Annotated in this window: 19 protein-coding genes and 1 riboswitch; of the genes, 13 read left to right on the top strand and 6 right to left on the bottom strand. The window is 62.6% G+C overall.

Annotated elements, in window-relative coordinates; translation table 11 throughout:
• Positions 1-452: 452 nt before the first annotated feature.
• Entirely contained in the window at positions 453-686 is a 234-nt protein-coding gene (locus B9A31_RS23025; protein WP_016713290.1) for a hypothetical protein, read from the bottom strand.
• Between the two features lie 145 nt (positions 687-831).
• Between B9A31_RS23025 and B9A31_RS23020 the strand changes: the two genes are divergently transcribed.
• Entirely contained in the window at positions 832-1,416 is a 585-nt protein-coding gene (locus B9A31_RS23020; protein WP_016713289.1) for a YajG family lipoprotein, read from the top strand.
• 65 nt (positions 1,417-1,481) lie between these two features.
• Here B9A31_RS23020 and B9A31_RS23015 read toward each other — a convergent pair whose 3' ends face one another.
• On the bottom strand, positions 1,482-1,688 hold the full coding sequence (locus tag B9A31_RS23015; RefSeq protein WP_003247353.1) for a hypothetical protein: 207 nt from the start codon (positions 1,686-1,688) through the stop codon (positions 1,482-1,484).
• A 159-nt stretch (positions 1,689-1,847) separates the two neighbouring features.
• Between B9A31_RS23015 and B9A31_RS23010 the strand changes: the two genes are divergently transcribed.
• Positions 1,848-2,108: a hypothetical protein gene (locus B9A31_RS23010; RefSeq protein ID WP_019099798.1), complete on the top strand. Its 261-nt coding sequence runs from the start codon at positions 1,848-1,850 to the stop codon at positions 2,106-2,108.
• A 34-nt stretch (positions 2,109-2,142) separates the two neighbouring features.
• Here B9A31_RS23010 and B9A31_RS23005 read toward each other — a convergent pair whose 3' ends face one another.
• Positions 2,143-3,312 carry a 1-acyl-sn-glycerol-3-phosphate acyltransferase gene (locus tag B9A31_RS23005; protein WP_161751628.1) on the bottom strand — a complete coding sequence of 390 codons (1,170 nt, stop codon included), beginning with the start codon at positions 3,310-3,312 and terminating at the stop codon, positions 2,143-2,145.
• 122 nt (positions 3,313-3,434) lie between these two features.
• Between B9A31_RS23005 and B9A31_RS23000 the strand changes: the two genes are divergently transcribed.
• From B9A31_RS23000 to B9A31_RS22985, 4 genes are all read left to right on the top strand, one after another.
• A complete protein-coding gene (locus B9A31_RS23000; protein WP_012270508.1) occupies positions 3,435-3,617 on the top strand; it encodes a CPXCG motif-containing cysteine-rich protein in 183 nt (60 codons plus the stop codon).
• On the top strand, positions 3,617-3,877 hold the full coding sequence (locus B9A31_RS22995; protein ID WP_016713286.1) for a putative signal transducing protein: 261 nt from the start codon (positions 3,617-3,619) through the stop codon (positions 3,875-3,877). Before B9A31_RS23000 ends, B9A31_RS22995 begins: the two co-directional genes overlap by 1 nt.
• 15 nt (positions 3,878-3,892) lie before the next feature.
• On the top strand, positions 3,893-4,513 hold the full coding sequence (locus B9A31_RS22990) for an SOS response-associated peptidase (protein WP_027615753.1): 621 nt from the start codon (positions 3,893-3,895) through the stop codon (positions 4,511-4,513).
• A gap of 89 nt (positions 4,514-4,602) precedes the next feature.
• A complete protein-coding gene (locus B9A31_RS22985; RefSeq protein WP_019099796.1) occupies positions 4,603-5,421 on the top strand; it encodes a M48 family metallopeptidase in 819 nt (272 codons plus the stop codon).
• Between the two features lie 103 nt (positions 5,422-5,524).
• On the opposite strand, the gene B9A31_RS22980 is transcribed toward B9A31_RS22985, so the two are convergent.
• The 3 genes from B9A31_RS22980 to B9A31_RS22970 form a co-directional block, all read right to left on the bottom strand.
• Complete coding sequence (locus B9A31_RS22980; protein ID WP_174244692.1) at positions 5,525-6,106, bottom strand: TMEM165/GDT1 family protein; 582 nt, start codon at positions 6,104-6,106, stop codon at positions 5,525-5,527.
• 91 nt (positions 6,107-6,197) lie between these two features.
• Positions 6,198-6,337, bottom strand: a riboswitch (yybP-ykoY riboswitch).
• A 40-nt stretch (positions 6,338-6,377) separates the two neighbouring features.
• Entirely contained in the window at positions 6,378-7,376 is a 999-nt protein-coding gene (locus B9A31_RS22975) for a class I SAM-dependent methyltransferase (RefSeq protein ID WP_016713282.1), read from the bottom strand.
• Positions 7,377-7,430: 54 nt separating this feature from the next.
• Positions 7,431-8,396, bottom strand: coding sequence for a 2-hydroxyacid dehydrogenase (locus tag B9A31_RS22970; RefSeq protein ID WP_019099794.1), 966 nt, complete (start codon positions 8,394-8,396; stop codon positions 7,431-7,433).
• 219 nt (positions 8,397-8,615) lie between these two features.
• Between B9A31_RS22970 and B9A31_RS22960 the strand changes: the two genes are divergently transcribed.
• From B9A31_RS22960 to B9A31_RS22920, 7 genes are all read left to right on the top strand, one after another.
• Positions 8,616-10,298, top strand: a complete 1,683-nt coding sequence (locus B9A31_RS22960) for a fatty acid--CoA ligase (RefSeq protein ID WP_019099793.1) — start codon at positions 8,616-8,618, stop codon at positions 10,296-10,298.
• Positions 10,299-10,630: 332 nt separating this feature from the next.
• Positions 10,631-12,517, top strand: coding sequence for a DUF1302 domain-containing protein (locus tag B9A31_RS22950; protein ID WP_016713279.1), 1,887 nt, complete (start codon positions 10,631-10,633; stop codon positions 12,515-12,517).
• A 25-nt stretch (positions 12,518-12,542) separates the two neighbouring features.
• The gene (locus B9A31_RS22945; protein ID WP_019099594.1) at positions 12,543-13,907 is read left to right on the top strand and encodes a DUF1329 domain-containing protein; all 1,365 of its coding nucleotides are present in this window, start codon (positions 12,543-12,545) and stop codon (positions 13,905-13,907) included.
• A gap of 264 nt (positions 13,908-14,171) precedes the next feature.
• The gene (locus B9A31_RS22935) at positions 14,172-16,889 is read left to right on the top strand and encodes a LuxR C-terminal-related transcriptional regulator (RefSeq protein ID WP_019099593.1); all 2,718 of its coding nucleotides are present in this window, start codon (positions 14,172-14,174) and stop codon (positions 16,887-16,889) included.
• Positions 16,890-17,048: 159 nt separating this feature from the next.
• The gene (locus B9A31_RS22930; protein ID WP_019099592.1) at positions 17,049-18,656 is read left to right on the top strand and encodes a tetratricopeptide repeat-containing response regulator; all 1,608 of its coding nucleotides are present in this window, start codon (positions 17,049-17,051) and stop codon (positions 18,654-18,656) included.
• A complete protein-coding gene (locus B9A31_RS22925; protein ID WP_016713275.1) occupies positions 18,653-19,345 on the top strand; it encodes a sensor histidine kinase in 693 nt (230 codons plus the stop codon). The genes B9A31_RS22930 and B9A31_RS22925 overlap by 4 nt, the downstream gene beginning before the upstream one ends.
• 298 nt (positions 19,346-19,643) lie before the next feature.
• Positions 19,644-20,288 (top strand): MBL fold metallo-hydrolase, encoded by a 645-nt coding sequence (locus B9A31_RS22920; RefSeq protein WP_025754817.1) that lies wholly within the window; start codon positions 19,644-19,646, stop codon positions 20,286-20,288.
• Positions 20,289-20,335: the final 47 nt, after the last annotated feature.

The following is a 20,335-nucleotide window of genomic DNA, read 5'->3' as shown; positions in this document are numbered from 1 at the left end:
CACAGGTGCGGCAATTCGACTTATGGTCAAGGTGTCGTGCGTGCGTTATGGAACGGTTCAGACACTCATACGGGATGAGCGCATTTGCCGCCTGTTCAGGGCTGTTCGGGACACATCTGCCGCTTTTGCACATGCCAGACTGTTCATTTGCTCGCCACACTCTTGTGAAGTTGTGAAAACCGTTTTTTCACGCTCTTTTGGAGACGTGAACCTCAAAGGGGGACTGCGCGATGGCAACCCGCAGGTTCATGCAGTGTGAAGGGCCGGAAAAGCAGGCACGACAGCCGATGCAAGACCTGAGTGGAAGGCTCTCTGTGGGCGAAGCGGTGAAGTTGCCGGGGTCAATCGGCGAGTGCGGGGCCCGATCAGGAGACGTCCTTATAATCGGGGGGAGATTATAGCGATGTCGCGGGCAGAAATGTCGCCATTCGTGGTTTTTATTGCAGCGTTTGTCAGGCCGCGAGGATGCGCTGGTGCCAGCGGCGGCTTGCGCGGGCGCAAACCCGGGCGTCGGCAGGCAGTTCGTGGCCCAGCCAGGCCAACCGGGTTTCACCAATCTGGACCCAGTCGCTGCCGTTGGGTGCCTGGCTGCATTGCTTGAAGGCCACGCATTTGCCGTGGGCATCGAGGCGGGCATAGGCATGGTGGCGCGGGCGTTGGAAGAGCAGCGTCCAGAGCGAGGCCATGACGAGGAGTCCTTTGCGTGAGGGCTTGGCGCGAGGATAAGGGCGAGGCCATGAAACGATTGTGACAAGCGGGCCGGACCGATGACTGGTCGATGCGTGCCTAGGTATACTGTGCGCCTTAGCCGCATTTTCTGGAGAAACGCGCATGTTGCAACGTCTGTTGTTCGGTTTGATCGCCGTGGCCAGCCTCAGCCTGGTCGGTTGTGCCCACAGCCCGCAACAACTCAACCCGCAACCCACGCTCAAGGCCCAGCTCACGCCGGTCGGCCATGGCCAGCCGGTGGTGGTCCGGGTGGTTGACGGCCGGGCTTCGCAGTCCCTGGGTACCCGTGGTGGCATGTACCCCGAAACCAGCACCATCAGCGTCAGCGGTAACGACGTGGTGCCCAAGCTGCAAGCCCAGGCCGAAGCTGCCGTGCGCCTGCTCGGCTTCACCCCGACGCCAAATGCCTATAACGCACCGCAGCTGACCGTGACCCTGGCCGAGCTGAAATACCAGTCGCCCAAAGACAACCTGTACGTGACCGAAGCCACCATTGGCGCCACCTTCCGTGCCGACGTGCGCAACGGCGGCCGCAGCTACAGCGGCCGTTACGGTGCTTCGCTGGACCAGCGTTTCGGCATGGCGCCGAACCAGGACACCAACACCCAACTGGTGGGTGATGTGCTGAGCGATGCGTTGACCCGTATGTTCAAAGACCCGACCATCGGGCAGGTACTGGGGCAGTAAGCCTTCAGCAATAAAAAGAAACCGCTGCCTGGGTGCCAGGCAGCGGTTTTTTTGTCTGTACGGGTTCAAGCCGCTTCTATGTGGAAATCCAGCAGGCTGAAGCCGGTTCCGGCATCCACTTCGGGCAAGTCTTCGTGCACATGCCCACCTAGCGCACAGTAGACGAGCCATTGGCGGTCCTGCACGTTGATGGCAAAACCATCGATCAGCGCCTGTTGTTCATCGCTCTGGGCGACGAGGTAAAGGCGGTCCTGGTTTTCGGCGTGCAACATGAACAAGCTCCGGGTCATGAAAGGCCGATAGGGTGGCCTGTTCTGATGACGAGCTAATGACAGATGAAATTTAATGACACTTTGTCGTCCAAGGCGGGTGCGCGGGTGCGACTTGGGTAAAATGCGGGCCTTTGTTGCTGCTCACACCGAGGTCGCCTGATGTCCTTGCAAGTGCTCTGGGGGTTTCTGTCCGCCCACCCCGCCAAGTGGATCAACCTGCTGGCGCTGCTGCTGACGTGTCCAGGTGGGTTGCTGCTGCACAGTGCTCGGCGGCGTGATGCCGAGACCCGTGAATACATGGCGGTGGACGAGGGCGTGGTGGATGCGTTCGACCTCCGAGTGCCGCGCTACTTCTATATTCTCGGTTTTTCGTGTCTGGCGATGGCGTTGCTGCTGTCCTGGCTCAGTACCTGGGTTTGACTGAATGGGGCCGCAAAGCGGCCCCGACAATCTGTCAGGCTACAGGTGCCTGTTGCCGCACCTGGTACTGGTTACGCACCGGCGTCGCATACTGCAACACCAGGTAAGGCCGCTGCTCTTCAGGGCAGGCATCCAGGCGGCGCTGCCATTCTTCCTTGGCCTTGGCCAACTCATCGGCCGGGAACACTTTCTCGGCACTCGGCACCTGCAGGGCCTCGTCCTTGCCCTCCCACATCGCATACGCCAGGTAATGCACCGGGAATAGCCGGTAGCCACCCAGGATCTGCCGGTCGATTTCCGCCGCCAGCTGCTTGGTATCCTCGTGGTATTCGGTCACCGGTGGGGCGAAATTGATATGCACCCGGCCCTTGTAGCCGGTAATGCCCTTGGCGATGCTGTTGTCATCCTCGCCCGGCGCCTTCTTGTAGGTGCCGGTGGTGGCGCGGATGTAAAGCTCGCGGGCCTTGGCCTGGTCGCAGGGGTCGTATTCGTAGCTGATCGACACGGGCGTCAGGTTAAGGCTCTGGATCACCGCGCCGAACGGCTCGTCCTTGCGGCTCATGTGGAACATCTTGAGGATCGCCGAGTCGGTACGGTCGTCACCGTCCTTGGCCCGCCCTTCGGCCTGGGCGATCCAGATCGAGGTGGCATCGTTGCGGATCGAGTGGTTGATGTAGGCCGAGAGCAACTGGTAAGCCGCCAGCTTCTCGCGGCGCCCGCTGATCGAACGGTGCACGATGAAGCTTTTGTTCAGGCGCATCATGTCGCTGACAAAGGGCTTTTGCAGCAGGTTGTCACCAATGGCGATGCGCGGCGTGGGCAGGCCGGCATGGTACACCGCGTAGTTGACGAAGGCGGGGTCCATGACGATGTCACGGTGGTTGGCCAGGAACAGGTAGGCAGTGCCGGCCTTGAGCTGCTCTACGCCGGAATAGGTGACGCCGTCGGTGGCACGGTCGATAGTCTGGTCGACGTAGTACTCGACTTTGTCCTGCAAGGTGGAAACGCAGGTGACGCCGGCGAATTCCTTGCGCAGGCGGCGGGCAATCAGCGGTTTGAGCAACCAGCCGAGAGCACCGGCCGCACGCGGGAAGCGGAAGTGGGTGAGGATATCGAGGAATGCCGGGTCGCTGAGCAGGCGTGCCAGAACGGCAGGGACCTCAGCGTCGTCGTACGGTCGGATGGCATCGAATTCGCCCATCATGCTCTCTTGTTGGAAACGGCTAGGGTAATAAGGTAAGGGCGGGCTCCGAAAAACGGCTCGGACACACACTGGCCCTGTAAACAGACCGGCAATTATACGCATAAGTCACCCCGGAGGCCGCGATGCTGGAAACTGCGATCTACGATTGCCCTTATTGTGGCGAAGAAGTCGAAACGACGGTGGACCTGTCCGGCGGCGATCAGGAGTACATCGAGGACTGCCAGGTATGCTGCAAGCCTATCCGCTTCGTACTGCAGGTTCATGGCGAGGAGTGGATGCTGGATGTCTTCGGTGAGAACGACTGATGCGGCGGATCTATGAACCTGAAAGCCTGCTCGAAGCCGAAATGCTGATCGGGATGCTGGCCAGTGAGGGTGTCGATGTTCAACTGGTGGGCCGTGACCTGATGGGCGGTGTGGGCGAGTTGCCGATGCAAGGCTTGTTGGGGCTTGCGGTAGCGGATGAGCAGGCCGAGTACGCACGGCGGCTGATCGATGCGTACAATGATGCCCAGCCACTGGTTGGCGACGAACCGGAGAGTTTCCCCGGTACCTTGATCTGCTAGGTTCTGAATTCGCCCATGTGTGGACGTTACGCCCTGTTTCGCTGGCCCCAGGCGCTGGCCAGCCTGCCTGGTTTTCCCGAAGGCCAGCCGGCCCAATGGAACATTGCTCCCGGTGCCACGGTGCTGATCCAGCGCCAGCTCGACGGCCAGCAGCAACTGGCCAAGGCGCGCTGGGGGCTGACCCCGGCCTGGCTTACCGACCTGTCCCGCACCCCCGCCCATGCCCGCGCCGAAACGCTGGCCGAGCAACCCATGTTCCGCGAGGCGTTTCGCCAGCGCCGCTGCCTGATGCCGGCCAACGGCTTTTACGAATGGCGTGGCAGCGTGCGTAAACGCCCGTACTGGTTGACCCCGGGGGAGGGCTCGTCGCTGTACTTTGCTGCGGTGTGGGAGGCCTATCCCGTGCAGGATCAGGTGTGGCTTAGCTGTGCGGTGGTGACCCAGGCGGCCATGAACCAGCGTCGACCGCTGATACTGGATGAGACAGGGCAGGCAGCCTGGCTCGACCCGGACACGCCGGTTACCCGCTTGCACGAGTTGCTGGCCAGCCCTGCGGCACAGCTGCGTGAGCGGGCGCTGGCCAATTTCGTCAATGACCCGAAGCTGGATGCGCCGGAGTGCCTGACTCCAGCCTGATGCGCTGGTCGATAAAATCTTCCCTGCGGCTATGGCAGCCACAGGCGAGTCGGCCTAGGATACGCCGCATGTGGATAGGGAGTGTTTTCATGCGTAAGTCTTTTGTTGTCAGCCTGTTGAGTGCTGGAATCCTGCTGGCCGGCTGCCAGGCGGTGAACACCACCAGCGGTGGTGCTGTCGGCGTGCAGCGCCAGCAGTACATGTTCAGCATGCTTTCGACCGATGAGGTCAACCAGATGTACGCCCAGTCGTACCAGCAGACCTTGGGCGAAGCGTCGAGCAAGGGTGTGCTCGACAAGTCCAGCGCCGATGCCAAACGCGTGCAGGTCATCGCCAACCGCCTGATCGCCCAGGCGCCCAAGTTCCGCCCGGATGCCGCGCAGTGGAACTGGGAAGTCAACGTGATAAAAAGCGACGAACTGAACGCCAACTGCGGCCCGGGCGGCAAGATCATCGTCTACACCGGGCTGATCGATCAGCTCAAGCTCACCGATGCAGAAATTGCCGCCGTGGTGGGGCATGAAATTGCTCACGCCCTGCGTGAGCACAGCCGCGAGGCGATGTCCAAGGCCTATGGCGTGCAAATGGCCCGTCAGGGTGCCGGTGCCCTCTTGGGCCTGGGCGAGGGCAGCATGGCCATGGCCGATGCCGTGGTGAACTACTCCATGACCTTGCCCAACAGCCGGGCCAACGAGAACGAAGCCGACCTGATCGGCCTGGAACTGTCGGCCCGCGCCGGTTACGACCCGAATGCTGCGATCACCTTGTGGAACAAGATGAGCAAGGCTTCCGAAGGCGCGCCACCAGAGTTCATGAGCACTCACCCGGCTTCTGAAAGCCGTATCGCTTCGCTGCAGGCGGCGATTCCGAAGGTGATGCCGCTGTATCAGGCTGCGGCCAAGCAGTAAGACCGCAAGGGGGCTGCTTTGCAGCCCTTTCGCGGCACAAGGCCGCTCCTACAACGGTACGCGATCCCCTGTAGGAGCGGCCTTGTGCCCCTCTTTTTTTCAGTTAGCCGATCCAGCCACTGGCCTTCATCGCCGAGTACACGGCCACGATCGCCAGCACGAAGAACGCCGTGGCCGCCAGGCGACGAATCAGCGTCAGGGGCAGCTTGTCTGCCGCGAAGTTACCCGCCAGAACCACCGGCACGTTGGCAATCAGCATGCCCAGCGTGGTCCCGATAATGACCATGATCAGGTGCGGATACTGCGCAGCCAGCATCACGGTTGCAACCTGGGTCTTGTCACCGATTTCGGCCAGGAAGAACGCGATCAGCGTGGTCAGGAACGGCCCGAAGCGACGTGCGGGGTTTTCGTCTTCATCCATCTTGTCCGGTACCAGTGTCCACAGCGCGGTGGCGGTAAAGCTCGCGGCCAGGATCCAGTGCAGGGCCGAGTCGCTGAAGAAGCTGCCGAACCATGCGCCCACGGCACCGGCTGCAGCATGGTTGGCCAGGGTGGCGGCGATGATGCCGGCGATGATCGGCCAAGGCTTGCGGAAGCGGGCAGCAAGAATGAGAGCGAGCAGTTGCGTCTTGTCGCCGATTTCGGCCAAGGCAACGATAGCGGTGGGGACCAACAGAGATTCCAGCATCAGGATTCCTACGGGGGCGGGTCGACACGGCTATGACACGTACAGCCTCCCCGCCCCGGGTAAGGTGTGCGTGTCATAGGTCTTGTCAAACCCGGGATCCGTCTACGCGGATCTCTCCATGCAGGCTGGCATGGTGGGTCGCACGCGCCATGGTCTGTGGACCAAGTATGTTGACGCGTACCGGGCGAGCAGTGCGCTCGCGGGAGACTACTCCCCTAGGACGGTGCGGATTCTGCCTAGGCAAAACGCTTTCGGCAAGCGCTGTTTTTTATCCGTGGGTTGCCTGGTAGATACGGAAGCCGTCTGCCTCGTCGCGTACCTGGCAGTTGCCCAGTGCCCCTTCGATCAGCGGTTGGTAGCGCAGGAAGCTGTTGGCGACCAAGCGCATTTCGCCTCCTTTTCGCAGATGAACGGCAGATTTTTTCAGCAAGTTCTCCGAGGCCTGGTAATTGGTGTGCACCCCGGTATGGAACGGTGGGTTGCTCAGAATCAGGCTCAGCTCGGCAGGTGCCGCATCAATGCCATCACCGCTGATCACCTCACCCTCCAGGCCGTTGGCAGCCAGTGTCAGACGACTGGCCTCAACCGCGAAGGCGTCCACATCCAGCAGCGTTACCCGGCTTTGTGGATAACGGCGCTTGACCGTGGCGCCCAATATCCCTGCGCCGCAGCCGAAGTCCAGCACATGGCCGCCTGGCAGGCCGTCGAGGTGCTTGAGCAGCAGGGCAGTACCGCGGTCGAGGCGGCCGTGGCTGAATACGCCCGGCAGGCTGACCACCTGCAAGGGGCCGTCTTCCAGCGCCAGCTCGAAGTGCTCGGCCAGGCTTGCCAGCGGCTTGGCATCGGGGGCGTGCTCGATGGTCACTTGCCACAGCTGGCAGTGGCGGGCGCTGTCGAGCTTGCGCGGTTTGCCAAAGGCTTGCAGTTGCTTGGCCGCACCTTCGATGCCGCCGCGTTTTTCGCCGACCAGGTACAGCTCACGGCCGGCCAGGCGTGATGCCAGGGCATTCAGCAGGTAGGCCGCCAGCTCACGGGACTTGGGCAGGAACAGCACGGCGCTGTCGAATGCCATTTCAGGCGGCTCTACCCCGTAATGGCTGCGGCCGGCGAAGCGGCTGTCGAGCATGGCCTGATCGCCGGCATGCCAAGTCCAGGCCTTGGCCTGTGGCAATTGGGCGAGCAGGCCGTCGGCGGGGGCGCCAGCGATCAGCAGCGGCCCCTGGAACAGCTCTGCCTGGCGGAGCAACACTTCACTGCGCGGGTCCATGGACGACGCCTCCTGGAAAAAAGTGGCGCAGTGTAGCAGAGGCGGGCGCCGGGCTCAGCTGACCACGCGGCGTGGCTGCCCGTCAAAGAAGGCCTGGGCGTTCTCGCTGAGCTGGCCGACGATACGCTGGCGTGACTCTACCGCACCCCAGGCGCTGTGCGGGGTGATGATCAGGCGCGGGATGCCCGGTTCGAGCAGCGGGTTGCCGTTGACCGGCGGCTCCACACTCAACACATCGGTTGCCGCGCCGCCCAAGTGGCCCTGGCGCAGGGCGTCGGCCAACGCCTGTTCGTCGATCAGGCCGCCACGGGCAGTGTTGACCACCAGCGCATTGGGCTTGAGCAGGGCCAGTTCGCGGGCACCGAGCATATGCCGGGTGTGCTCGTTCAGTGGGCAATGCAGCGTCAGGGCGTCCACTTGCGGCAGTAGTTCGTCCAGTGGCAGGCGGTCGTCACGTTCCGGCCGGCCGGGAATCTGCCCGCTCAGCACGCGCATGCCGAAGGCTTCGGCCAGTCGCGCCACCGCGCCGCCGAGCTCGCCGTGACCGAGCAGGCCGAGGGTTTTGCCCTCCAGCTCGACGATAGGGAAGTCCAGCAGGCAGAACTGGCTGGCCTTGGCCCATTGGCCGTCGGCTACGGCCTGGTTGTAGTCGCACAGGCGGGTGGCCAGGGCCAGCAGCAGGGCGAGGGTGTGCTGTGCGACGGACGGCGTGCCGTAACCCTGGCAGTTGCAGACGGTAATGCCTTGGGCGCGCGCCGCTGCCAGGTCGACATTGTTGGTGCCGGTGGCGGCCACCAGGATCAGCTTGAGCTGCGGGTTGGCGGCCAGGGTGGGGGCGTCGAGCATTACCTTGTTGCTAACCACGGCGACCGCGCCTTGCAGGCGCTCTGCCACCTGGTCGGGACGGGTGGCGGCGAACAGTTCGAATTCATCGAACTGCTGCTTCAGGGGCGAGAGGTCGAGGTCGCCAAGGTCCAGGGACTGGTGATCGAGAAACACGGCGCGACGCGGGCTGGGCATGGGGGGCTCCGGTGGCAGGGCGGGGTATTGGTGTTATGGCCATTCGCGGGTACGCCCGCGTCTACAGGCGCAGTGTCTAGCCCGGGGTTACCGCCCGTCAACGCCTGCCACTCATACCTTTGGCTCGCAAATCATTCCTTCGGCTGATTTAGCCGTCACATTGCCGCACTACAGTAGTTGTCAGACCTGTCCGGCTCGCTTTTCAGAAAAGGGATACCCATGTTGCAGACCCGCATCATCAAGCCCGCCGAGGGCGCCTACGCCTACCCACTGCTGATCAAGCGCCTGCTGATGTCCGGTAGCCGCTATGAAAAGACCCGTGAAATCGTCTATCGCGACCAGTTGCGGCTGACATATCCACAGCTTAACGAACGTATTGCACGCCTGGCCAATGTGCTGACCGAGGCCGGAGTAAAGGCCGGTGACACCGTGGCGGTGATGGACTGGGACAGCCATCGCTACCTGGAATGCATGTTCGCTATCCCGATGATCGGCGCCGTGGTGCACACCATCAACGTGCGGCTGTCGCCCGAGCAGATCCTCTACACCATGAACCACGCCGAAGACCGCGTGGTGCTGGTCAACAGTGATTTCGTCGGCCTCTACCAGGGTATTGCCGGGCAGCTGACCACCGTCGACAAGACCCTGCTGCTGACCGATGGCCCGGACAAGACCGCCGAGCTACCCGATCTGGTGGGCGAATACGAGCAATTGCTGGCCGCTGCCAGCCCGCACTACGATTTCCCCGACTTCGACGAAAATTCGGTGGCCACCACCTTCTACACCACTGGCACCACCGGCAACCCCAAGGGCGTGTATTTCACCCACCGGCAACTGGTGCTGCACACGCTGGCCGAGGCTTCGGTCACCGGCAGTATCGACAGCGTGCGCCTGCTGGGCAGCAACGACGTGTACATGCCCATCACCCCGATGTTCCATGTGCATGCCTGGGGCATCCCCTACGCCGCCACCATGCTCGGTATGAAGCAGGTGTACCCGGGACGCTACGAGCCAGACATGCTGGTCAAGCTGTGGCGCGAGGAGAAGGTCACGTTCTCTCATTGTGTGCCGACCATTCTGCAGATGCTGCTCAACTGCCCGACCTCGCAGGGCCAGGACTTCGGCGGCTGGAAGATCATCATCGGCGGCAGCGCGCTCAACCGCTCGTTGTACCAGGCAGCCCTGGCCCGGGGTATCCAGCTAACCGCAGCGTACGGCATGTCCGAGACCTGCCCGCTGATATCCGCCGCGCACCTGAACGACGAACTGCAGGCCGGTAGCGAAGACGAGCGCATCACCTACCGCATCAAGGCCGGCGTGCCGGTGCCACTGGTCGAAGCGGCGATTGTCGATGGCGACGGCAACTTCCTTCCGTCGGATGGCGAGACCCAGGGCGAGTTGGTGCTGCGTGCGCCGTGGCTGACCATGGGTTATTTCAAGGAGCCGGAGAAGAGCGAGGAGCTGTGGCAGGGCGGCTGGCTCCACACCGGTGACGTCGCCACCCTCGACGGCATGGGCTACATCGACATCCGTGACCGTATCAAGGATGTGATCAAGACCGGTGGCGAGTGGATTTCCTCACTCGATCTGGAAGACCTGATCAGCCGCCACCCGGCCGTACGTGAAGTGGCGGTGGTCGGAGTGGCCGACCCGCAGTGGGGCGAGCGCCCGTTTGCCCTGCTGGTGGTGCGCGACGGCCAGGCCATCGATGCCAAGGCGCTCAAGGAACACCTCAAACCGTTCGTCGAGCAAGGGCACATCAACAAGTGGGCGATTCCTAGCCAGATCGCCGTTGTTACTGAAGTTCCCAAGACCAGTGTCGGTAAGCTCGACAAGAAACGCATCCGCCAGGACATCGTCCAGTGGCAAGCCAGCAACAGCGCCTTCCTTTCCACCCTGTAACCGCCGTGCGGGTCGCGAACGCCAGAACGCGACCCGCACGCTAGAGGCCTTCACGCCTTGCCAAACGGCTGAAATGCGCCATCCTTTAGCACTGCCAGCCCGCAACCGGGATAACAGTGCAGCGAGTTGGCGGCATGGAGCGCAAATCACACTTTAGAGGGATCAAGCGCCTGTGCCTTGCTGGCTATAGTCGGGGCCAGGGGATTTTCAGGAATGGGGGAGGGCGACACGCGCAAGCCGTGTCGTCGCAGGTGCAAACCTGCAAACCGGTCGCTCGGGCCGTTCTTGAAAGGACTCACTGCCATAACAAAAAAGTACATGGAGTAGCGTCGATGAAATCTGCAAACCTGTTCTGGCGCCGGGCCAAGTTGCCCCTGGCCGTCAGCCTTGCTTCCACGCTCGCAAGTCCTGCTTTCGCTGTCAGCTTCAACATTGGTGAAATCGAAGGCCAGTTCGACTCCTCGCTCTCCATCGGCGCCAGCTGGTCGACGGCCAACCCCAACAAGAACCTGATCGGTGTCAACAACGGCGGCAAGGGCCTGTCGCAGACCTCCGACGATGGCCACCTGAACTTCAAGAAGGGCGAAACCTTCTCCAAGATCTTCAAGGGCATCCATGACCTGGAGCTCAAGTACGGCGATACCGGTGTGTTCGTGCGCGGCAAGTATTGGTATGACTTCGAACTCAAGGACGAAAGCCGCGAGTTCAAGGACATCAGCGACTCCAATCGCAAGGAAGGCGCCAAGTCGTCCGGCGCCCAGTTGCTCGACGCCTTCGTGTACCACAACTACTCCATCGCTGATCAGCCTGGCTCTGTGCGGCTTGGCAAGCAGGTGGTGAGCTGGGGCGAAAGTACCTTCATCGGCGGCGGCATCAACTCGATCAACCCCATCGACGTATCGGCGTTCCGCCGCCCAGGGGCCGAGATCAAGGAAGGCCTGATCCCGGTCAACATGTTCTACATCTCGCAAAGCCTGACCGACAACCTGTCGGCCGAAGCCTTCTACCAGATCGAGTGGGACCAGACGGTTGTCGACAACTGCGGCACCTTCTTCTCTCAGCCGGACATCATCGCCGACGGCTGTACCGACAACCTGCGTGTGCTCAACAGCAGCCGCACAGTGCCGGCTGCGGCCCAGCAGTTCCTCGCCACCCGTGGCGTCAACATCAATGAAGAAGGTGTGATGGTGGCGCGCGGCGCCGACCGCGACGCCCGGGACAGTGGCCAGTTCGGTGTGGCCATGCGCTACATGTTCGAACCGCTCGACACTGAATTTGGCGCCTATTTCATGAACTACCACAGCCGTGCGCCGATCTTCAGCGCCACCGGCGCCTCGCCTTCGGTATTTGCCGGGCTGAGCGCGCTGCCGGCGCAGCTGCGTGCATTGGCGCCGTTGATCGTCGCGGGTAACTCGAAGTATTTCGTCGAATACCCGGAAGATATCCGCCTGTATGGCCTGAGCTTCTCCACCACGTTGCCCACCGGCACCGCGTGGAGCGGCGAAATCAGCTACCGGCCGAATGCCCCGGTGCAGCTGAATACCACCGATATCCTGTTCGCGGGTGTGCGTCCGATTGGCGGTGCATTGACCAACGCCTCGCTGCTGACCGGTACGCCAGGGGAAGACCTGCACGGGTATCGCCGTAAGGAGATCACTCAATTCCAGACCACCCTGACGCACTTCTTCGACCAGGTGATGGGCGCCAGCCGGATGACCGTGGTGGGTGAAGTGGGTGTCACCCATGTCGGCGGGCTGGAGAACGCACACGACACGCGTTACGGTCGTGACCCGGTGTTCGGCCCTGGTCCATTGCCATCCACTGGTGGCGCAGACACCTGCCAGGCGCTCAATGCCAGCACCATCGCAGGCGCTGGTGCGGGGGCATCCACTGCCAACCTGAACCGCAACTGTGAGAACGACGGCTACACCACCAGCACTTCCTGGGGTTACCGCGCCCGCGTCATCTGGGACTACAACGACGTCTTCGCCGGGGTGAACCTGAAGCCGAGCGTGGCCTGGTCGCATGACGTGTCTGGCTACTCGCCAGGCCCTGGTGCGAACTTCGAGGAGGGCCGCAAGGCAGTTAGCCTGGGCCTGGACGCCGAGTACCAGAACACCTACACGGCGAGCCTGTCGTACACCAACTTCTTCGATGGCAAGTACACCACTGTGGATGACCGTGACTTCGTCGCGCTCAGCTTCGGCGTGAACTTCTAAGCACACAGATCCAGGACGACACGACATGAACAAGACCAGAAGTCTGCTGCAAGCCGGTGTACTGGGCCTGTCCCTGCTGGCGACCAGCGTGATGGCTGCGGTATCCGCCGACGAGGCGGCCAAGCTGGGCAGTACCCTGACCCCGATGGGCGCCGAGAAGGCCGGCAACGCCGATGGCTCGATCGGCCCGTGGGAGCCGCTGTCGAAGAGTGCGGGCAGCGTCGACGGCAAGGGCTTTTTGGCCGACCCGTATGGCAGTGAAAAACCGCTGTTCACCATCACCGCGCAGAACGCCGACCAGTACAAGGACAAGCTTTCGCCGGGCCAATTGGCCATGCTCAAGCGCTACCCGGACACCTTCAAGATCCCGGTATTCAAAACCCATCGCGGTTCAACCGTCCCGGCCGATGTGTTTGCGGCCATCAAGGAAAACGCCACCAAGACCACCCTGGTGGAAGGCGGCAACGGCCTGAACAACTTCCGCACGGCTGTGCCGTTCCCGATCCCCAAAACCGGCCTGGAGGTGATCTGGAACCACATCACCCGCTACCGGGGGGGCAGTGTCAGCCGCCTGGTAACCCAGGCCACGCCACAGCAGAACGGCTCGTTCAACCCGGTGTACTTCTCCGACCAGTTCGTCTTCCGCGACAAGATGAAGGATTACGACCCGAACAACCCGGGCAACATCCTGTTCTACTTCAAGCAGGAAGTGACCGCACCTGCGCGCCTGGCCGGTACCGTGCTGCTGGTCCACGAAACCCTCGATCAGGTGAAGGAACCGCGCAAGGCGTGGATCTACAACGCCGGCCAGCGCCGTGTGCGCCAGGCGCCGCAGGTGTCGTATGACGGCCCGGGTACCGCTGCCGATGGCTTGCGTACCTCCGACAACCTGGACATGTTCAACGGTGCGCCAGACCGCTACGACTGGAAGCTGGAAGGCAAGAAAGAGCTGTACATCGCCTCCAACGCCTTCAAGCTGGACGACCCCAAGCTGAAGTACACCGACATCATCAAGGCCGGGCACATCAACCAGGACCTTGCCCGCTACGAGCTGCGCCGCGTGTGGCATGTGGTCGCGACCCTGAAGCCAGGCCAGCGCCACATCTATGCCAAGCGTGACTTCTACATCGACGAAGACACCTGGCAGGCGGCGGTGATCGACCAGTACGACGGTCGCAACCAGCTGTGGCGCGTTTCCGAAGCTCATTCCCAGCCGTATTACAACAATGAGGTGCCTTGGTACACCCTGGAGGCCATTTACGACCTGCAGTCGGGTCGTTACCTGGCCTTGGGCATGAAGAACGAAGAGAAGCGTGCCTACGACTTCGGCTTCAGTGCCAGCAAGGCTGACTTCCAGCCAGCAGCGCTGCGTCAGTCGGGTATTCGGTAACCTGAAAGACTCCGTGTGATCCCCAGAACGCCCCGGCCTGCCGGGGCGTTTCTATTTTCCTGCCCCGTCCTCTTCGCGGGCAGGCCATAAACCTGCTGAATACCCACCCAAACCCCCGCACCAGCCGCTGTCCATCAGCCTTGTCGCTTTTTGTCGCAGTCTTTCCCGGGGCAAATGCGCCCATCATCTTCAAATGCGCTGCGTTACCGGCTAGTCTCGCAAGCATCCATATCGCCGTAGTCTTCCAACCAGAACGAGCCGGCCATGACAGACTTGTCCCGTACGCATGGATTCGCCAGCCAGGCCCTGGGCCTGCTGGACGGGCGTTTCTTTCGGCCCCCCCTGCCGGAGGGGCATGTGCCGCGTCCGCGCCTGTGCCAGCGCCTGTACACCGGCCTCGGCGCTCGCCTGCTGCTGGTCAACGCCCCGGCGGGTTTCGGCAAAAGCTCCCTGGCCATCGAGTTTTGCGAGGCACTGCCCGAACACTGGCGCAGCCTGTGGCTTGGTCTGAGCCAGCGAGATGCAGACCCAGGCCGCTTCCTTGAGCGCCTGCTCGAAGGGCTGCAGCAATACTGCCCGGCCCTGGGTGGTCAGGCCATGGGCTTGCTGAAAATGCGCCAGCGCCATCAGCCGTTCGCCTTCGAAGAGTGGCTTGACGGCCTGCTCGACGAGCTGGCGTTGTACCTGCAAGCGGATACACCGTTGCTGCTCGTACTGGATGATTACCACCTGGCCCAAGGGCCTGTACTGGACCGTTGCCTGCAGTTTTTCCTCAACCACCTGCCGGCCGGCCTGGTGTTGCTGGTTACCAGTCGCCAGCGCCCGGACTGGCACCTGGCGCGCCTGCGGCTGTCGCGTCAGCTTGTCGAGCTGAACGAACAGGATTTGCGCCTCACCGCCGAAGAGTCGCTGGCGGTAATCGGTCGCCAGCCCACGGGCCTGCGTGGCCAGGCCCTGGACAACCTTATCCAGCGCAGTGATGGCTGGGTGGCCGGGTTGCGTTTCTGGCAACTGGCGGCCAGCGACAGTGCCGACGAGCAGGCCTTGCCCCAGGCGCTGCATGGTGGCGAAGGGCTGATTCGCGACTACCTGCTCGAAGAAGTCATCGATATGCTGCCCGCCGATGTGCAGGCCTTCTTGTACGAAACCGCGTGCCAGGAGCGTTTCTGCGCCCAACTTTGCGATGCCGTGCGGGGTCGCCACGACAGTGTCGAGATCCTGCGTTTCCTGCAGGCGCACCAGGTATTCCTGGTGCCGTTGGACGAGCACGGCCACTGGTTCCGTTATCACCACTTGTTCTCCGACTTGCTGCGCAGTCGCCAGGCCAACGAACCGCTGGCCGGCTTGCACTTGCGGGCGAGCCGTTGGTTCGAAGCCCAGGGCCTGCTGGACGAGGCGGTGGAGCAGGCCTTGCGTGCCGGCCACCTTGATGTTGCCGCCGACCTGGTGCAGAGCCTGTCCGAGGAGCAACTGCTGGCCGAACAGAACGTCGGCATGTTGCTGCGCTGGAAGATGGACTTGCCCGACAGCCTGCTGATCAGCACGCCAAGGCTGATCGTGCTGTACAGCTGGGCGTTGGGCCTGGCTTGCCAACTGGACGCGGCCGAGGAGCTTGCCGGCTACCTCAGCCGCTTCCTGCCCGCACCTTCGGCGACCGCGCAAAAGTCGATGTTGGCCCAGTGGCTGGCGCTGAGTGGGGTGATTGCCCGAGGCCGGGGTGACCGTGAGCGCACGTTGGCCTATTGCAGCGAAGCGCTGCAGAGCCTGCCAAGCAAGCGCTATGGCCAGCGCCTGGTGTGCCTGTCGACGCTGTCCAACCTGGCCATCGCCGATGGTGATTTCTGGCGGGCCCGCGGCTGGAACCGAGAAGCCCTGGAACTGGCCCAGCGAGTCGGCAACCCGTTGTTCGAGGCCTTGGCCCATTACGACCGGGCGCGTGTACTGCACGCCCGTGGCGAAGTATTGCGGGCGCTGGACGAAGTGCGCCAAGGGCTGCAACGCTTGCAAGGGCTTTCGGCACAGCGGTTGTATGCCGTGCGCGCACGTCTGACGCTTTACGAGGGCTATCTGCTGGTTTCGCGCCTGCAGCCTGCCCAGGGCCGTGCGCGGTTGCGCGCGGGGCTGGGCGAGGCGCGGGCCTGCCGGGACATCAGTGTGCTCATCGGCCATTGCGTGATCGCCACGCTCGATGGGCGGGAAGGTCACTTTGCCGAGGCCTTTGCCGAACTGGCAGAGGCTGAGCGCCTGATGCATATCTGGGACGTGCCCCCGGTCTACTACCTGGCCATGATTACCCTGGTCAAATGCGAACTGTGGCTGGCCCAGGGGCGCACCGACCTGGCCGAGTCCTGGCTGCTGCGCCTGGGCCAGACCTACGGCGGTGAGCAGCCAGCGGCAGCACCGGAGTTCCACCCACTGCTGCCGTTGCACATTGCGCTGCAGCAGGCGCTGCTCGAGCGCATCCAGTTACGTGGCGACGATGCAGTGCAACGCCTGGCCAGCCTGGTCGAGCGCGGGCAGGCCAGTGGCGGCATGATGCTCACCGTCAGCGCCCTGTGCCAATGGCTCTCCCTGCTGCTGGCCGAAGGCCGCGAAGCGCAGGCCGCGCGGTTGCTGCCAGGCTTGCTTGAGGCCGCCCGTGGCGGCGTGCTGCAACCGTTCCAGCCGCTGCTGGAAAAACACCCGCAATGGCTTCACGAGCAACTGCAGGCAGGTGCCGCGTGCGCGGTTCAGGCCGAACTGCTCAAACGCCTGCCACCGCTGCCCAGCGCCAGCACGGGCAGCGGCGAGGCGTTGAGTGGCCGTGAGCTGGCAGTGCTCGAACTGATCGCTCAGGGTTGTTCCAATCAGCAGATCAGCGAGCGGCTGTTCATTTCCCTGCACACGGTCAAGACCCACGCCAGCCACATCAACAGCAAGCTGGGCGTCGAGCGGCGTACGCAGGCGGTGGCCAAGGCCAAATCCCTGGGGTTGCTGGCGTGATGCTGGCCCTGCAGGTCATTGCCCGCTAAAGTGATGGCCTGAGGCCATGGTTTGTGGCCGCCAAAGCTCTACCCTCATCTTTCCCGACCAGCTGCCGATACAGCGATCGGTGGCATCGCCTCGCGCGATTTTTCAATCATTCCAAGGCAGGTCGTGTTGATGCTGCAGTACGGGCAAAAAAGCTTTCTGATCGTCGATGACTTTACCGACTTTCGCACGTCGACCCGTTCAATGCTGCGCGAGTTGGGCGTGCGCGACGTGGACACCGCTGACAGCGGCGAGCAGGCGCTGCGCATGTGCGCGCAGAAGCGCTATGACTTCATCCTGCAGGATTTTCACCTGGGTGATGGCAAGAAGAACGGCCAACAGGTGCTCGAAGACCTGATCATCGACAAGCACATCAGCCATGAGTGCGTGTTCATCATGGTCACGGCCGAGAGCAGCCAGGCCATTGTCCTCAGTGCCATCGAGCACGAGCCCGATGCCTACCTGACCAAACCTTTCAACCGGGTTGGCCTGGCCCAGCGCGTCGAGAAGCTGTATCAGCGCAAGACCTTGCTCAAGCCGATTCTGCAGGCCCTGGACCGCAGTCGCCCGGCCGAAGTGCTGGCGGCTTGCGCCGAGCTGTGCAAGAAAGACCCGCGCCTGGCACCACTGTGCCTGCGCTACCGGGCCGATGCCTTGCGCAACCTCAACCGCTTCGAGGAGCTGGAAAAATTCCTCAAGGCCATCCTGGCCAGTCGCCCGCAGCCGTGGGTGTACGCTGCATTGGGCGCCCTGATGCACAAGCGTGGCCAGAATGCCCAGGCCCAGGGCGTGTACGAGCAGGCACTCAAGGCGTTCCCGATCATGCCAGGGCTTTACGACGGTATGGCCGAAGTGCTGGTGGCTCAGGGCGATACCCGACGTGCGCAAAACCTGCTGGAAGAGGCGGTACGCCTGTCGCCACTGTCAGTGCGTCGGCAGTCGACCCTAGGCAAGCTGGCGCTGGAAAACGAGGACTTCGAGAGCGCGTCGAAGGCGTTCCGTCATGCGGTGAACCAAGGGCAGAGCTCGCGCTACAAGGACGCCGAAAACAACCTGGGCCTGGTGCAGGCCCTGATGAGCAAGAATGCAGGCTTCGGCCTGGACGCCCGTACCCGGGTCGAGATCAACACCACGCTCAGCGAAGTGGCCAAGGAAAACCCCGAAGACCAGGGTTTGCAGGTGCGCGCGCGGATGATGAAAGCCGCCAGTCTGCAGCAGGCGGGCGACCCGGAAACGGCGGCCAAGCTGACCGAGCAGGCGATCCAGCGCCTGGACAAGATGAACCAGTTTTTCTCGGTCGATTCGGCCCTGACCGTTGCCGCACAGTTGCAGGCTATGGGCCAGGAAGCCGCCGCCATTGGCGTGCTGAAAAGCTGTGTGGAAAGTTATGGCGATGACCCCAAGGTCATGGAGAAAGTGGGCAAGCTGACGGACGACCCCAGCGTGCTCAACGCCATTACCGAAGCGGTCACCCTCAATCGCCAGGGTGTGCGCAGTTACCAAGGAGGGCAGCTTGGCGAGGCTTTGCAACTGTTCCGCAAGGCACTGGGTTTGCAGCCGAAGAACATCAGCATCGCCCTCAACACCGCCCAGGCGCTGCTGCGTATTGGCGGTGACAACCCTCAGCCCGCGATCATGCAGGAATGCCAGGACGCCTTGACCAGCGTGGCCGGTATCCCTGCCAGCGACAATCGCTATGACCGTTACCGCAAACTGCACATCCGAGTGTTCGGCGCATGAATCAAGACAATCAGGGGCTGGACTTTTCCACGGTGATCGCCTCCACCGTGCACGACCTCAAGAGTTCGTTGTCGGCGCTGATCCAGTCCCACAACCAGTGGGTAGAACGCCTGCCCGAAGAGCTGCGCGGTGGTGCCGAGCAGGGCATCATGGAGCATGAGTTTCGCCACCTCAACGGCATGCTCGTGCAGCTGCTGGGGCTCTATAAACTGGGTATCAACCAGCTGCCGGTGTGCCCGGACTACCATGAGCTGGACGACTTCATCGAAGCCCAGCTGGCGGCGCACCAGGAAGTGCTCAAGCACAACGACATCCTCGCCACCTGGCGCATCGACACCGACAACCCGCTGGGTTTCTTCGACCGCGAACTGGTGGCCTCGGTGATCGCCAACGTCATCACCAACGCCACCCGCTATGCCGGGCACGCTTTGCTGATCACGATCGAAGAGGCCGACAACCAGCTGGCCATCTGCGTGAACGATGACGGCCCGGGTTATCCAAAGCACATGCTCGAGCGCCAGGAGGAGTACATCCAGGGCATCGATTCGACCAGCGGCAGTACCGGCCTGGGGCTGTACTTTGCGGCGCGGATTGCGGCCTTGCATGAAAGCGGCGGGGTGCGCGGGCGGATCGAGATTTCCAATGGCGGGGCGCTTGGGGGCGGGTTGTTCAGGTTGTTCTTGCCTTAGGCCAGCAGGGCATGGCGTTGGATTTTTAGCGCCCTTCAGATCGAGCGCCGCCCGCGCGGCGCATCGCGAGCTGGCGCTCGCTCCTACGTTTGTTTCGGGACAGTTATGCCTGTAACAGTCGCGCGCGACCGCCTTTTTTCATACGACACGGTATCAACGTATGCGCCAGAGGGGGCGCACGCGAATCTCACTGGTACAATTGGCCCGAAACAAACGTAGGAGCGAGCGCCAGCTCGCGATGCGCCGCGCGGGCGGCGCTCGATCTCACAGGCGCTGCAGCGTCCAAGACAGGCCCTCCATGAAGACTGCCCCGACCACTCTCATCCGCGAAACCTTCCCCGTAGGCCCCCTGCAATGCAATTGCACCCTGATCGGCGACCCCTTGACCAAAAAGGCCATCGTCGTCGACCCGGGCGGTGACCCGGACAAGATCCTGGCGCGCCTGCAGGCCCATGGCCTGACGCTGGTAAGCATCATCCACACCCACGCGCACTTCGATCACTTTCTGGCTTCGGGCAAGCTCAAGGAGCTGACCGGCGCTACCTTGCACCTGCACAAGGACGACCAGGTACTGTGGGACAACCTGGAGATGCAGTGCCAGATGTTCGGGGTACCGTACACGCCAGTGCCTGCCCCCGACCGTTGGCTGGGCGATGATGAAGAGCTGGCCTGCGGTTGTGGCGTGGCCCTGCATACGCCAGGCCATACCCCGGGCTCGATGAGTTTCTGGTTCGCCGATGCCAAGCTGTTGGTTGCGGGCGATACCCTGTTCCGCCGGGGCATTGGCCGCACCGATTTGTGGGGTGGGGACCAGCGGGCAATTGTGCGTTCCATCAAGGAGCGGCTGTACCGGCTGGACGAAGAGGCCATCGTGGTCACCGGCCACGGGCCCGATACTCGGCTGGGCGATGAAATGCGCGAAAACCCCTTCGTACGTGCCTGATGGCACATGAAGGCACTTTCATGGAATTTTTCGTTGCCGATGCAATC

This window comes from Pseudomonas sp. URIL14HWK12:I5 (assembly GCF_900176445.1).
In the GTDB taxonomy this organism is placed as follows: Bacteria; Pseudomonadota; Gammaproteobacteria; order Pseudomonadales; family Pseudomonadaceae; genus Aquipseudomonas; species Aquipseudomonas monteilii.
Note: the sequence above shows the minus strand (reverse complement) of the source record. Positions and strands in the feature narration are given on the sequence as shown.